A 13,302-nucleotide genomic window follows, 5' to 3' on the forward strand; every position below is an offset into this window, starting at 1 on the left:
AAGTGCCGCGGCGACTTCCGCGCCATAAAGCATAGACAGCGAAAGCTGCCGGTGGCAGGGCTTCTGCGATTTCTCAGGGGGCGGTCAGTACAAGTAGCAAACGCAAAATCTGCGTTTGCTACTCAGCCTCATTTCGGCGATGCTTTGCCTATCCCTTTCGGGCGGAGTTCCTTACGCAATCGGGTCATATCGGGAAGCTCGCAGAAATCGACGATACGCTGAGCAACATCCCGCGTCAGTTCCTGTCCTTTCCAAATCGCGGCGAAATCAGGGTCCTCTCTTAGCAGGAATTCCTTCACGTGAGGGCGGAAGCTCCTCAAGTTAATATTCGCCTCATCTCGCGCTCCAGTGGCATATGCGCAGGCGAGCTGCTTGGCCGTATCTTTCTGAAGGTCTTGACATCCTGTCAAATAGAGCATGGGCGCAATGATCGAGGAAAAAACAATGGTAGAACGCAAAACATAATCTCCGGTTGTCCTCTTTCGTACCTAGAGTCCGGAAAGCGTAGTTTCAAGTCAGAGAGTAATCGGCGACATCGATTATCTCAGCAGTGAGTTCAACAGCCTCGATTTTAACGCCCTTAGGACGAACAAGCAGCTTCAAATTCGCCAATGACATCTGGAGGATTGTCATCGCGGAGAACCGCATCGGCGCCGACCAAGCTGGGGTCGAGTTCTGCTGCTTGCTGTGTGTATGAAGCCACGTAAAAAGCCTTCTGCCCTTCCCACACTTCACGACCATTAACCAGCCCAGGGCATGGTAGCGCCGCTTCGAAGTCGATCTGGAGATCGTCGGCGGTTGGCGGCGCTGCCGTCAGGGCAAGCGCGATAGCGAACACGGAAAGCATAGCGGACCTCGGCTGAGTGAACCGCGAACACATCCGATTCTATGGTCCGCGTCGACCGGCCAATCGAGGAACCCACATAAAAGAATGCGGGGCTCTTCTGGTCACGGCCCATCGGCAGCAGTTTCACGATACCTGCAACCGAAGGAAGGCGATCAGGGCTGGGAGTGGTTTTGGGCGTTGGATTGGTTTAGCTCCTTGCCAATATCCCTCATAGGCTTGGATCTTCAATTGGGCAGTCTCCTCATCGATCCTCACGATGGAAGCGGGAAGCCTGCCGACCCGAAGAGGGCGTTCCGGAACTTGGTGGACGGAAGTCCCAGGTGAGGGGGCGGAAGGCGTTGTGCGGCACACCTTGCGCCATACAGCTGCTACCTGGTTGATGCAGGCCGCTGCGATAAGGGGGAGGCTTCCGGCTATCTGGGAATGCCCGTGGAGACGCTGGAAAAGACCTGCGACCACCACCACCCTGGTCATCGAGCGGGAGTCGGGGAAGCGTTCGCGACAGGGAGGGCAGGGCGAATGAAGTCGTCATGCATTGCCGTGATTTTTGGGATGCTTTTCGGGATGATGTTGAAACGCATAATTCTCAGCGGCTCAAGCTGGTCGGAGTGAGAGGATTCGAACCTCCGACCCCCACGTCCCGAACGTGGTGCGCTACCAGACTGCGCTACACTCCGTGACCAGCGGCGCCTCCTATAGACCAGGCTTTTGGGTTCGACAAGCGCAAAATATCAAAAAATCCGCTAGCTTGGGGAAAGTGCTGCGGTGTCGGGAAATTTTCGTTTCGCCGGTCCGCAAGGGAACCGGCTCGTGGTTCATCCGTTTCCGCCGCCATGGAACAGATCCTTGCCGACCTCTTTCCGAAGACCGAAGTGCCCTATCCGGTCATCCTTGCGCGCATGGTGGGTGCCATCCTGCTTGGCGCCGTAATCGGGGCGGAACGCGAATACCAGGACCATCCGGCAGGCTTGCGCACGCATATCCTTATTGCGCTGTCGGCCTGCGTCTTCTCCATTCTGTCTATCGAGAGCGTGCATATGGCTGGTTTTTCCGGCGAGCAGGTGCGTATCGATCCACTGCGCGTCATCGAGGCTGTCACTTCGGGCGTCGCGTTCCTCGCCGCCGGCATGATCGTCTTCTCGCGCGGCGAGGTGCGGGGCCTGACGACGGGGGCGGGCATGTGGCTGGCCGGCGCGGTGGGTCTTTCGATAGGGCTCGGCTTCTGGTTCGTCGCCGTCGTCGCGACATTTGCCTGTTTCGTGGTGCTCTTTGTCCTCGGCAAGCTTCAGGCGAAGGTGGACGAAACCGGCAAAGCGGACAAAATATCGGGCAAAGATGACCGCTGAGGTTGTGTTTGGGATTAGTTTATCGAAATTCTGTTGATTTACGAATAAAACGCGCCCTATACCGTCTTCCAACGAGGCCGTGCGCAACCATGCGGACGGCTCCCGCATCCGGCCGGCCGCGGCGGAGCGGTCGAGTGGCCCTTCGCCGCCCGGATAATGGCCGTCAATGGCCGCGCATCCGGCGTCGATCTTTAAAGAGACATTGTCATGCGTTCATCGGGCAAGACCGGTGTGGACGAACTGAGAGCCGTGCTGAAGTCGAGCGCCACGGGATTCGTCGCCATCGGCCTCTTCAGCTTCTTCGTGAATCTGCTCGTGCTCACCGGGCCGCTCTTCATGCTGCAGATCTACGACCGGGTGCTGGCATCCCGCTCGGAGGCGACACTGGTGGCGCTGACCGGCCTCATCATCGGCCTCTACCTGATCATGGGCGTGCTGGACCACATCCGCAGCCGCGTCGCCGCACGCATTGGCGCCCGCTTCCAGGCCCGCTTTGACAAGCGTGTGTTCAACGCCGTGCTCGATCGCACGACCCTGAGCGCCCAGGGCATTTCGACGGTCACCGGCATGCGCGATCTCGACGCGATCCAGAAGGTGCTGTCTTCGCCTGCGGTCTTCACCGTCTTCGACATTCCCTGGACACCGTTCTTCATCTTCATCATCTTCACCTTCCATCCGTGGATGGGTGTGCTCGGCCTCGTCGGAGGCCTCATCCTCGTCGCGCTTACCTGGCTCAACCAGAACGGGACGAAGGAAGACCAGGAACGGGCGATGATCGCCGGTCGCCAGAGCGACGAGATGACCCAGACGCTGCAGAAGGAAAGCGACACGGTACGTGCGCTCGGCATGCGCCGCGCGGTCGCCAGCCGCTGGCAGCTTCTGCGCGACAAGGCGCTTGAAGCCAACATCCGCTATTCCGACAGCAATGGTTTCTATTCCATCACCTCGAAGACCTTCCGTGTCTTCCTGCAATCGGCAATCCTGGCGCTCGGCGCCTATCTGGTGCTGAAAAACGAGATCACCGCCGGCGCGATGATCGCGAGCTCCATCATCATCGGCCGCGCGCTGGCGCCGATCGAGGGGGCCATCGGCCATTGGGCGCTCATCCAGCGCGCCATGCAGGGCTGGCGCCAGCTGTCCGAGCTGCTGTCGCGCGTACCGGAAGAGGATGCCCGTACCGCACTGCCGAAGCCGCGCGCGCTCCTGGAAGTCGAGCAGGTCACGGTCGTGCCGCCCGGCGAGAAAGTCGCGACGGTGCGCATGCTGTCCTTCGAGCTGAAGCCCGGCCAGGCGCTCGGCGTCATCGGCCAGAGCGCGTCGGGCAAGTCGACGCTCGCCCGCATCCTTACCGGCATCTGGCCTCCCGCCGGCGGCAAGGTGCGCCTCGACGGCGCATCGCTCGAACAATATGGTACGGACGGCCTTGCCGACCATGTCGGCTACCTGCCGCAGGACGTCGTGCTGTTCGAAGGCACGATCGCAGAAAACATCGCCCGCATGGCGCTCGATCCCGATCCGGTGAAGGTCGTCGAGGCGGCGCAGAAGGCCGGTGCGCATGACATGATCCTGCGCCTGCCCGAGGGTTACGACACCAGGCTGCCGGCCATGGGCGGTCGGCTTTCCGGCGGCCAGAAGCAGCGCGTCGGCCTTGCCCGCGCTCTTTATGGCGATCCGGTACTGCTGGTGCTCGACGAGCCGAACTCGAATCTCGACGCCGACGGCTCCATGGCCCTCAACCAGGCGATCCGCAACATGAAGACCGAGGGCAAGTCCATCGTCATCATGGCGCACCGCCCGGCGGCGATCGAGGAATGCGAGCTCATCCTGATCATGGAAAACGGCCAGCGCCTCGCCTTCGGCCCGCGCGACGACGTGTTGCGCGCCCACCTGCGCAACCACACGCAGGTCGTTGCCGGCACCGGCGCCGGCGGCAACAACAAGTAAGGTTTTCGCTCAATGAACCGCGAAACAGGCAAGATGGAAAAGAAGTGGACCAATAGCGGCTACGCGATCGCCGGCTATGCGACGGTCTTCGTGCTGCTCGGCGGCATGGGCGCCTGGGCGGCGCTGACGCGCATCAATGGCGCGGTCGTCTCCGCCGGCGTCATCGAAGTCGCCAGCAACCGCCAGGTCGTGCAGCACCTGACGGGCGGCGTCGTCGGCGAGATCCGCATGAAGGAAGGCGATACGGTCAAGGCGGGCGACGTGCTGATGCGGCTCGACGATACGTTCGATCGCTCCGAGCTTGCCGTCATCGAGGGCCAGCTCTTCAGCCTGCTCGGCACCGAGGCACGGCTCAAGGCCGAGCAGGACGACAAGACCGAGATCACCTTCGATCCCGACCTGTTGAAGGCCGTGGCCACCAATCCGGACGCTGCCGAAATCGTCACCGGCCAGAAGCGGCTGATGACGGCGCGTGCCGAAACACGCGACAAGCAGGCCGCCCAGCTTCAGGAGAAGAAGGCGCAGATCGCCAAGCAGAACGAGGGTCTCGAAGGCCGCATCACCGCGCTGGAAATCCAGCTGAAGCTGATCGGCAAGGAACTGGAGGCGCAGAACAAGCTGCTTGCCCAGTCGCTGACCAATGCCAGCCGCGTGCTCGCCCTTCAGCGCGAAGAGGCGGAAATCCGCGGCACGATCAGCCAGGCCCGCTCCAACATCGCGGAGAACACCGGCCGCGTCGCCGAAATCGAGATCGCGATCCTCAACATCCACTCCACGGTGCGCGAGGAGGCGACGACGACGCTGCGCGAAGTCGAGGCGAAGGTCGCCGAGCTCAAGGAACGGCGCAACGCCAAGCTCGAGACGCTGAGCCGCATGGACATCACCGCGCCCATGTCCGGCATCGTGCTCGGTTTGCAGGTCCATGCGCTGCGCTCGGTCATCCGCCCGGCCGATCCGCTGCTCTACATCATCCCGCAGGAGCAGAACCTCGTCATCTCGACGCAGATCTCGCCGACGCAGATCGACCAGGTGCATGTCGGCCAGGTCGCACATATCCGCTTCGGCGCCTTCGACCATCGCAACACGCCGGAAATTTTTGGTCACGTGACGAAGGTCGCCGCCGACGTGCTTGCCGACCAGCGCACCGGCGCGACCTATTACAAGGCCGAAATCAAGCCGGATGTCGGCGAAATGACCAAGCTCGCCGACAAACACGTCATGCCCGGCATGCCGGTCGAGACCTTCATCCAGACTGCGGAGCGCTCGCCGCTCGAATATCTGGTAAAACCTCTCGCCGACTATTTCGCCAAGGCTTTTCGCGAGCGCTAGGCCGCTGGATTCTACCGGCTTGCAAGGATCAAAGGGCGCTTCGGCGCCCTTTATCATGACCTGCTGATGGAACAATTCGCCCGCCCGGACATTCTCCTTTTCGACAATCAACGAAAGGAAACTTCAATGGCTCGGGCTTTGATTCTTTGGCTGATGGGTGTGCCGATCTTCGTCGTGCTGCTGCTCTGGTATTTCTTCTTCTGAGTGGCATCTGAAACGACGGATTTTTGAAAAGGGGTCGCAACGCGGCCCCTTTTTGCGTCTCTTGCGTGGCGATTCCCCTCAGCAGATGCCGCTGTCAATCGGCCGCCTGGATTTTAGGTATTTCTTAATTCCCTATACTCAACGCGCTTCTCATGCGGTATTCTGCAATCTGGAGGCGATCAAGGGTGGGGCGATCATGCAAGGCGAGAGCGATGAGCTGCCGGACCACAGCGAGTTCGATGGCGTAAAGGAAGCCGAGTACGAGATCATCCTGAAACGCCGCACGGGCGGTTGGGGCAGCGGCGAAGGGAAGCGAGACCAGTATTCGGTGCCCGAAAACCTCTTCGGAGTTGCCCTTTCCGGGGGCGGTATCCGCTCGGCAAGCTTCTGCCTTGGCGTTCTCCAGGCGCTGAAGGCCCGGGGCCTCATCCCGCGCATGGATTATCTCTCGACGGTTTCGGGCGGCGGCTATATCGGCGCCAGCATGGTGGCCGCCATGAGCCGCGGCGGTACTGAGGGGCAGTTCCCCTTCGCCGTGACGGATGAGGTTACCGAGCAGAACTCTGCCGATGGTTCCGTCCGTGCTGCGGCAAGCAGCGACGATGTGCGTGACAGCGAGCCGGTCAGCCATATCCGCGATCACAGTCGCTACCTCATCCCCCATGGCATGGCCGACATACTGCCCTCGCTGGCGATCGTCTGCCGGGGTCTTGCCGTCAACGCCTTCCTTGTACTTGCGCTGCTTCTACCGCTCGCGACCGTCACGGTCATCGCCAACCCGACCGCGCAGGATCTCCCGCGCAGCATTTTCTACCAGATCGCGGCGTTCCTGTGGACGGGCGAGCGGGCGACGTGCACGTCGCCACTGGAAGGCTGGTGCGAATTTCCGTTCGTGGTGAGCGTGGCACTTGTGGCTGTGACCTTCCTCTATCTTCTTGGCTGGGGGCTTTGGCGATCCCTGCCGGAACGGCACGGCATCAAGGGAAGAATGAGCGACCATGAGGTTCGTTCGCGTGGAACCTGGCTTTCCGGCTTGCTGATGACGTTGACGCTATCGGTTTTCCTTGCCGAAGCGCAGGGCCCTATCCTCGCTTTCCTACGCGACTACCTGACGCGCCAGGAGGAGGCGCAAACGACCCTTCCGACGATCGCAACCGTGCTCGCCGCCTTCGTCGTCGCGACCGCAAGCTTGCGGGCGACGTTGGTCGACTGGATCCAGAAGGCAATGAAGGACGCGACGATCGCGGTGAAGCTGCGTGCCATTGCCTCGAAAGGCGCTCTCATGGCGGCTGGGCTGATCGTACCGCTGCTGCTCTACGCGGCTTTCCTGGCGCTTTCGCTTTGGGGAATTGCAGATCGGGCCGAGTTCACCCGGAGCCATTACTCGCTCAGCCCGGACTTTCTGTTCTACGACCACCTGGTACCCGTGCTGTGCGTTGTCGCCGGTCTCCTTCTCGGCTGGGAATTCTGGGTTTTTCTACTGCGCGAGCAGGGACGCGCCACGCTGGCGACGCTCTTCCGCCTGATGGCGGAGAACAAGAGCAAGGCCTTGAAAGGGGCGTTGGTCCTCGCCGCGATCGCCGCGTTCCTGGTTGCCGCCGCGATCGCGACACGGGAAGGCGGCGGTTATGGCATGGTCAGGCTGTACCTGCTCGCCACCGCGATCGTGCTGATGCTGACGATCAATTTTTCCGAAAACGCCAATGGCCTGCATCGGCTCTATCGGGAGCGGCTCAGCACGGCTTTCCGTCTTGGCAAGAACCTCGAACGCTCCAGTTCCCTCAAACTTACCTTGATGAATCGGAAAAAAGCGCCCTATTTGCTGATCAACACGACGTTGAACGCACGCCAGCGCTCTGAGGACAAGCGTGCAGGCCGTGCATTCGGTGATCCGGTGGTCGACAAAGTTCCGGAGGGCGATCGCCGCAGTCTCAATGAGCCGGACCCGGTCAAACGGGGCCGCAATGCGGAATTCTTCCTCTTTTCCCGTAATTTCGTCGGCAGTGACCTGACGGGTTACGTTTCGACGCGCCGAATGGAGAGAAAGGTGCGGCAGCTCGATCTTGCGACCGCCGTGGCGATCTCCGGCGCCGCAGTATCGTCCAGCATGGGACGCGTACAGATCGGTCTGCTGCGTCCGACATTGGCGCTGCTGAACCTGCGGCTTGGCTACTGGATGCCGAACCCGCGCTTTATGAAGGCCACACCTGACGAAACGGCAAAGGGTAAGACAGCGCCGACGGAGACGCGCTGGTACGACTTTCTGCGCGCCTATCTTGTGGCGGAATCCTTCGGGCTGCTGTCGGGCGATGCGGCCAAGGTCTACCTGACCGATGGTGGCCATATCGACAATATCGGCCTCTATCAGCTGCTGAAACGCAAGTGCCGCGTCATCATCGTGGCTGACGCGGAGGCTGATCCGGCGATGACCTTCGGTGCGCTTGTCGATGCCGAGCGTTTTGCACGCATCGATCTCGGCGTGCGCATCGATATCAAATGGCAGCCGGTGCGCGTCGCAGCCCTCAGCCGCAATGCAAGCCGCGAGCAATATATCCCGGAGGCGTCGCCTGCCCACGACTGCCATTTCGCGATCGGCGAGATCGACTATGGCGCGGGCGAGAAGGGCGTCCTGCTCTACATCAAGGCGACCGCCACGGGAGATGAGCCGGACTATGTTCTCGACTATGAGCGCCGCTTCCCGGCCTTCCCGCACGAGACCACCGGCGACCAGTTCTTTTCGGAAGAGCAGATGGAAGCCTATCGCGCCCTCGGCTTTCACGCGGCCTGGCGCGCGCTTGCCGAACCGGACCCGAAAAAGCCGTCGGCGCCGCGACCGGAGGAGATCGTCCGTCTGCTGGCCGACTTGAAGAAAAGGCTCGGCATTGCCCCGCCTGCGCCAGCGGTGGCTGATGATGGCGCTTTGCCGGGAACGGCGTAGGGGAGTGGTATAGCCACGAATGACACACGGCACGCGATCAGGCGGCTAAACGATTGCGGCGCCCGATGAGGGCGCCGCAAGGATGATCAATTCGGTTTCCCGCACCCCTCCAAGGAGCGGAGAGGCGACGGAACCGCCGTCCTATTCGTCGAGATCGGCGAGGATTTCCGCCGCGCGGCCGGCACTGGTGTGGCGCACGTCCACATCCTGGCGACGGTTCGCGAACAGTTCGGTCGCCATCAGCTTTTCGGCGAGGTCGGCGGGCAGCGACAGCAGCACGCGCTGGTCGTCCTTGTGGATACCGCCGAGTTCCGAACGACGGCCGGTGATCATGCCGCCGGCCACCGTGTTGTTGGTGTCGGGGTCGATCAGGATGAAGGCGCCGGTCGTGCGGTTCTGCTCGTAGGTGTCGAAGATCGCCTGCTCGTCGAAGGTGAGATGCACCTTGCCGATGCCGTTCATGTCCAGCCGCTCGGCCGCATTCCACTTCGAGGTCTTGAGGTCGAGCTGGCTGATCGGCTCGATGCTGACGCGCTGGCGGCGCGAACCGCTCTTCAGCCAGTAGCGCTTGCCGGGGTCGATGCCTTCCGGCTGGAGTGCGACAAGCTGCGCGTCAAAACCGCGGCCGGTCATCGGCTGGCTATCGATGGCAACGATCATGTCGCCGCGCGACACGTCCACCTGGCGGTCGAGCACCAGCGTGATCGCATCCCCCGCGACGGCAGCGTTGCGCACCAGGTCGAAAGTGACGATCTTGGTGACGTTGGCGACCATGCCGGAAGGCAGGATGACGACGCTATCGCCCGGCTTCACCGAACCGCCGGCAACCGTGCCCTGATACCCGCGAAAACTCTCGCCGGGACGCGAGACACGCTGCACCGGCAGGCGGAACCCAACCGTCTGGTTGGAGCGGGTCGTCGCCTTTTCCAGTGTTTCGACGAGCGTCGGGCCATCATACCAGGGCATGGTGGCGCGGCCGTCATAGACGACGTTCTCGCCCTTCAGCGCCGACATCGGGATGGCGGTGATCTGCTTGATGCCGAGCGTCAGCGCAAATTCCTTGAAGTCATGCGTGATCTGCTCGAAACCGGCGCGGTCGTAGTTCGTCAGGTCGATCTTGTTGATTGCGAGCACGAACTGGCGAATGCCCATCAGCGACGCGATGGTTGCGTGGCGGCGGGTCTGTTCGAGAATGCCGGCGCGGGCATCGATCAAAAGCACAGCGAGGTCCGCCGTGGAAGCGCCGGTCGCCATGTTGCGGGTGTACTGCTCGTGGCCGGGCGTATCGGCGACGATGAAGGAACGGCGGTCCGTCGAAAAGTAGCGGTAGGCGACGTCGATCGTGATGCCCTGCTCGCGTTCGGCCTGCAGGCCGTCGAGCAGCAGCGCGAAGTCGGGCAGGCCGAGATCGTTCTGCTTGCCTGAGCTGTCGCGCTGGAGCGTCGCGGCCTGGTCTTCCTTGACGGCCTTGGTGTCCCAGAGCAGGCGGCCGATCAGCGTCGACTTGCCGTCGTCGACGGAGCCGCAGGTGATGAGGCGAAGCGGGCGGGAATCGCGGATCGCGCGAGCCTGATCAAGGGCTGGTTCTTCGAACGGAAGAATTTCAGCGATTGCGGTAGCGGAAACGGTCATCTCAGAAATACCCTTCGCGTTTCTTCTTTTCCATGGAGCCGGACTGGTCGCGGTCGATCGCGCGGCCCTGGCGTTCGGAGACGGTGGCGGTCTCCAGTTCCGTGATGATGTCGTCCAGCGTCGTGGCCTGCGAGCGGATGGCGCCGGTCAGCGGGAAGCAGCCGAGCGTGCGGAAGCGGATGACACCTTCCTGCTTCACTTCGCCGGGCAGCAGTTCAAGACGCGGATCCTCGGCCAGGATCATCATGCCGTCGCGCTCGACGAAGGGGCGTTTTTCCGCGAAGTAGAGCGGCACGATCGGGATTTCTTCCGCCTGGATGTAGCGCCAGATATCGACCTCGGTCCAGTTGGAGAGCGGGAAGGCGCGCACGCTTTCGCCCTGGCGGATCATGCCGTTATAGACGTTCCACAGTTCCGGGCGCTGGTTGCGCGGATCCCAGCGATGGTCCGGCGTGCGGAAGGAGTAGATGCGCTCCTTGGCACGCGAGGCTTCCTCGTCGCGGCGTGCGCCGCCAAAGGCCGCATCATACTTGCCGGCGTCGAGCGCCTGGCGCAGCGCCTCGGTCTTCATGATGTCGGTGTAGAGCGACGAGCCGTGGGTGAACGGGGTAACGTTCTCGCTCGCACCGCGCGGGTTGATGTATTCGATGAGGTCGAGATCGTAGTCCGCAACGACCTTGTCGCGGAAGGCGATCATTTCGCCGAACTTCCAGCCCGTGTTGACATGCAGCAGCGGGAAGGGCACGCGGCCGGGATAGAAGGCCTTGCGCGCAAGATGCAGCAGGACGGACGAATCCTTGCCGACCGAATAGAGCATCACCGGCCGTTCGAACTCTGCGGCGACCTCACGGAAAATGTGGATGGCTTCGTTTTCCAGCGCCTTCAGATGCGGATCGAGCGGTGGCTTGTGCGGTGCGTTCTGCTTTGCTTCCGCTTCGTGACGGATATCGGACATGTAAACTCTTACTCCGGATGGGTCGCCTTGGGAGGGCTTATGAGGTCAGGCCGCAGTTGGGGCCGGGATGGGGGAGGCGGCGGTTTCGGGAACGTGGAGACCGCATTCGCGCTTCTCGTCGTTCTCCCACCACCAGCGGCCGGCGCGCTCTGGCTCGCCCGGCTTGATGGCCCGCGTACACGGCTCGCAGCCAATCGACGGATAGCCCCGCGTGTGCATCGGGTTCACCGGCACGGCATGGTCGGCGACATAGGCCTTGATGCGGTCGATGTCCCAATCCGCCAACGGATTGATCTTGATAAGGTTGCGCTCGGCATCGAACTCCGCAAACGGCGTGTCGGCACGGTTGCCGGACTGGCCGCGGCGAAGGCCGGTGATCCAGAAGGATGCCCCTTCAAGTGCGCGCGCAAGCGGCTTCAGCTTGCGCACGCCGCAACAGGCGTGACGCGCTTCGACGCTGTCGTAGAAGCCGTTGAGGCCGTATTTCGCCGCATAGGCGTCGATATCGTCCTGGTCAGGCACGTAGCGGGTGATGGTCATGCCGTACTGGCTTTCGGTCTCGTCGATGAGATCGACGGTCTCCTTGAACAGTCGGCCGGTCTCCAGCGTCACGACGTCGATCGCCAGGCGCTCGGTGCCGATCGCCGCCGTGATGACCTGGTCCTCGATGCCGAGGCTGGTGGTAAAGACGGCGCGCCCGCCAAGCTCGGCCACGAGCGCCAGGCGCTCGGCAAGCCCGAGGCCTGCGAGTTGGTCATTGAGGGCCTGCGCGGTCCCGTTTCCGGTGAGAGCAGTCATTCCGTTCCATGCCTTTGCGAGAAGTTGCCGGATTATCGCAGGCTTGTCGGGTCGCGGACAGCAAAACGGATTTCCAAAGCGTAAGGATGGGGAGCAAATATCTCTCCATCTTGCCGTTCGGGCAGAAATCCTGCCGCCCGGTCCTGCACCCAAAAAAACTCCGCGCCGGATGTCGAAAAAACTTGACAGAAAAAGTCAGATTTAATAGCTGAGCATTGCATTCAAGTTTAAGCGTGAGCTGCGGCTCACAGGGGAAGGGTTGGGCAAATGGCCATTACAATCAACGCAAACGACGCCAACAAGGACGGCAAGGGCATCAATTTCGCCGCCTTCCTGGCAAACTACGACAAGACCTTCACCCGCGCGGGCTACGGCGGCTTCAACAGCACCGACCCGATGGCAATGAGCGGCACGCAGTACTCGACCAGCGACGCCAAGAAGTTCGGCGTTGTCCTGTCCTCCGGCAAGGACGCTTGGAACTACAACTTCGCGACCCACAAGATCACCGGCTCGCTTGATGCGGTCGATTTCGGCAGCAACATCGCGCTCGACGCCAAGACGAGCACCTTCAAGCTCGTTTCCGACGTGAAGATTTCCGGCCTGAACGTCACGGACACGGCGCTCGGCGGCCAGATCCTGAGCGACGTCATGGGCGGCAAGGCCACGACCGGTGGCGCAACGACCAAGCTCATCGATGTGCTGAACGCCAACTCGATCGAATTCAAGGGCAGCACCGGTGCGGATGTCTTCACCGGCTACGCCAAGGCTGACAAGATCTCCGGCGGCAATGGCGACGACGTGCTGCGCGGCGCAGGCGGCAACGACAACATCACCGGCGGCAACGGCAACGACACCGTTTATGGTGGCAACCACAACGATACGCTCTTCGGCAATGCCGGCAACGATCGGCTGTACGGCGATGCCGGCAACGACAAGCTTTACGGCGGCGACGGCGCCGACCGGCTTTCCGGCGGTGCCGGCAACGACAAGCTGCATGGTGGTGCGGGCAATGACACGCTCATCGGCGGTGCGGGCAATGACACCTTTATCTTCCTGAAGAACGAAGGCCACGACAAGATTGCCGATTTCGCGGCTGGCGCTGCCAAGTCGGACGTCATCCAGCTCGACAAGTCGGTCCTGGTCAACTTCAACGACGTGCTCAGCCACGCTACCGACTCGGCCAGTGGCGTGGTCATCGATTACGGTGCCGGCTCGATCACCCTGACGGGCGTCGACAAGGCCGACCTGCACGCCAACGACTTCCTCTTCCTTTAAGCCGTCCAGACCTGCGGACGCTTTTGAAGCCGGG

Annotated in this window: 11 protein-coding genes and 1 tRNA gene; 6 read left to right on the plus strand and 6 right to left on the minus strand. The window is 61.9% G+C overall.

What is annotated here, in order from left to right; translation table 11 throughout:
- Positions 1–128: 128 nt before the first annotated feature.
- The 3 genes from ACT6VE_RS12575 to ACT6VE_RS12585 all read right to left on the minus strand — a co-directional run bounded on the left by ACT6VE_RS12575 (position 129) and on the right by ACT6VE_RS12585 (position 1,524).
- Positions 129–458, minus strand: coding sequence for a hypothetical protein (locus ACT6VE_RS12575; protein ID WP_444798930.1), 330 nt, complete (start codon positions 456–458; stop codon positions 129–131).
- A gap of 122 nt (positions 459–580) precedes the next feature.
- Positions 581–847 (minus strand): hypothetical protein, encoded by a 267-nt coding sequence (locus tag ACT6VE_RS12580; protein ID WP_444798931.1) that lies wholly within the window; start codon positions 845–847, stop codon positions 581–583.
- A gap of 600 nt (positions 848–1,447) precedes the next feature.
- A tRNA-Pro gene (locus tag ACT6VE_RS12585) sits at positions 1,448–1,524 on the minus strand.
- Between the two features lie 156 nt (positions 1,525–1,680).
- Here ACT6VE_RS12585 and ACT6VE_RS12590 point away from each other — a divergent pair.
- The 5 genes from ACT6VE_RS12590 to ACT6VE_RS12610 all read left to right on the plus strand — a co-directional run bounded on the left by ACT6VE_RS12590 (position 1,681) and on the right by ACT6VE_RS12610 (position 8,608).
- Entirely contained in the window at positions 1,681–2,193 is a 513-nt protein-coding gene (locus ACT6VE_RS12590) for an MgtC/SapB family protein (RefSeq protein WP_444798932.1), read from the plus strand.
- Positions 2,194–2,400: 207 nt separating this feature from the next.
- On the plus strand, positions 2,401–4,137 hold the full coding sequence (locus ACT6VE_RS12595; protein ID WP_444798933.1) for a type I secretion system permease/ATPase: 1,737 nt from the start codon (positions 2,401–2,403) through the stop codon (positions 4,135–4,137).
- A 12-nt stretch (positions 4,138–4,149) separates the two neighbouring features.
- Positions 4,150–5,466 (plus strand): HlyD family type I secretion periplasmic adaptor subunit, encoded by a 1,317-nt coding sequence (locus ACT6VE_RS12600; RefSeq protein WP_444798934.1) that lies wholly within the window; start codon positions 4,150–4,152, stop codon positions 5,464–5,466.
- A gap of 66 nt (positions 5,467–5,532) precedes the next feature.
- Positions 5,533–5,670 (plus strand): hypothetical protein, encoded by a 138-nt coding sequence (locus tag ACT6VE_RS12605; RefSeq protein WP_444798935.1) that lies wholly within the window; start codon positions 5,533–5,535, stop codon positions 5,668–5,670.
- Positions 5,671–5,755: 85 nt separating this feature from the next.
- Positions 5,756–8,608 (plus strand): patatin-like phospholipase family protein, encoded by a 2,853-nt coding sequence (locus ACT6VE_RS12610; protein ID WP_444798936.1) that lies wholly within the window; start codon positions 5,756–5,758, stop codon positions 8,606–8,608.
- A 141-nt stretch (positions 8,609–8,749) separates the two neighbouring features.
- On the opposite strand, the gene cysN is transcribed toward ACT6VE_RS12610, so the two are convergent.
- From cysN to ACT6VE_RS12625, 3 genes are read right to left on the minus strand one after another with little or no spacing between them, the layout of a single operon-like run.
- Positions 8,750–10,240, minus strand: coding sequence for a sulfate adenylyltransferase subunit CysN (gene cysN, locus ACT6VE_RS12615; RefSeq protein ID WP_444798937.1), 1,491 nt, complete (start codon positions 10,238–10,240; stop codon positions 8,750–8,752).
- A 1-nt stretch (position 10,241) separates the two neighbouring features.
- Positions 10,242–11,195 carry a sulfate adenylyltransferase subunit CysD gene (gene cysD, locus ACT6VE_RS12620; RefSeq protein ID WP_444798938.1) on the minus strand — a complete coding sequence of 318 codons (954 nt, stop codon included), beginning with the start codon at positions 11,193–11,195 and terminating at the stop codon, positions 10,242–10,244.
- Between the two features lie 45 nt (positions 11,196–11,240).
- Positions 11,241–11,993 carry a phosphoadenylyl-sulfate reductase gene (locus ACT6VE_RS12625; RefSeq protein WP_444798939.1) on the minus strand — a complete coding sequence of 251 codons (753 nt, stop codon included), beginning with the start codon at positions 11,991–11,993 and terminating at the stop codon, positions 11,241–11,243.
- A gap of 267 nt (positions 11,994–12,260) precedes the next feature.
- Between ACT6VE_RS12625 and ACT6VE_RS12630 the strand changes: the two genes are divergently transcribed.
- On the plus strand, positions 12,261–13,268 hold the full coding sequence (locus ACT6VE_RS12630) for a calcium-binding protein (protein WP_444798940.1): 1,008 nt from the start codon (positions 12,261–12,263) through the stop codon (positions 13,266–13,268).
- The last annotated feature ends 34 nt before the right edge of the window (positions 13,269–13,302 follow it).

It is taken from the genome of Shinella sp. (assembly GCF_052438155.1).
Lineage (GTDB): Bacteria > Pseudomonadota > Alphaproteobacteria > Rhizobiales > Rhizobiaceae > Shinella.

What these genes read in the sequence shown, in the direction of transcription:
- ACT6VE_RS12625 (WP_444798939.1), bottom strand. Translation starts at nt 11,993, where the DNA reads ATGACTGCTCTCACCGGAAACGGGACCGCGCAGGCCCTCAATGACCAA.
- cysD (WP_444798938.1), bottom strand. Translation starts at nt 11,195, where the DNA reads ATGTCCGATATCCGTCACGAAGCGGAAGCAAAGCAGAACGCACCGCAC.
- ACT6VE_RS12605 (WP_444798935.1), top strand. Translation starts at nt 5,533, where the DNA reads ATGGAACAATTCGCCCGCCCGGACATTCTCCTTTTCGACAATCAACGA.
- ACT6VE_RS12580 (WP_444798931.1), bottom strand. Translation starts at nt 847, where the DNA reads ATGCTTTCCGTGTTCGCTATCGCGCTTGCCCTGACGGCAGCGCCGCCA.
- ACT6VE_RS12590 (WP_444798932.1), top strand. Translation starts at nt 1,681, where the DNA reads ATGGAACAGATCCTTGCCGACCTCTTTCCGAAGACCGAAGTGCCCTAT.
- ACT6VE_RS12595 (WP_444798933.1), top strand. Translation starts at nt 2,401, where the DNA reads ATGCGTTCATCGGGCAAGACCGGTGTGGACGAACTGAGAGCCGTGCTG.
- ACT6VE_RS12600 (WP_444798934.1), top strand. Translation starts at nt 4,150, where the DNA reads ATGAACCGCGAAACAGGCAAGATGGAAAAGAAGTGGACCAATAGCGGC.
- cysN (WP_444798937.1), bottom strand. Translation starts at nt 10,240, where the DNA reads ATGACCGTTTCCGCTACCGCAATCGCTGAAATTCTTCCGTTCGAAGAA.
- ACT6VE_RS12610 (WP_444798936.1), top strand. Translation starts at nt 5,756, where the DNA reads ATGCCGCTGTCAATCGGCCGCCTGGATTTTAGGTATTTCTTAATTCCC.
- ACT6VE_RS12630 (WP_444798940.1), top strand. Translation starts at nt 12,261, where the DNA reads ATGGCCATTACAATCAACGCAAACGACGCCAACAAGGACGGCAAGGGC.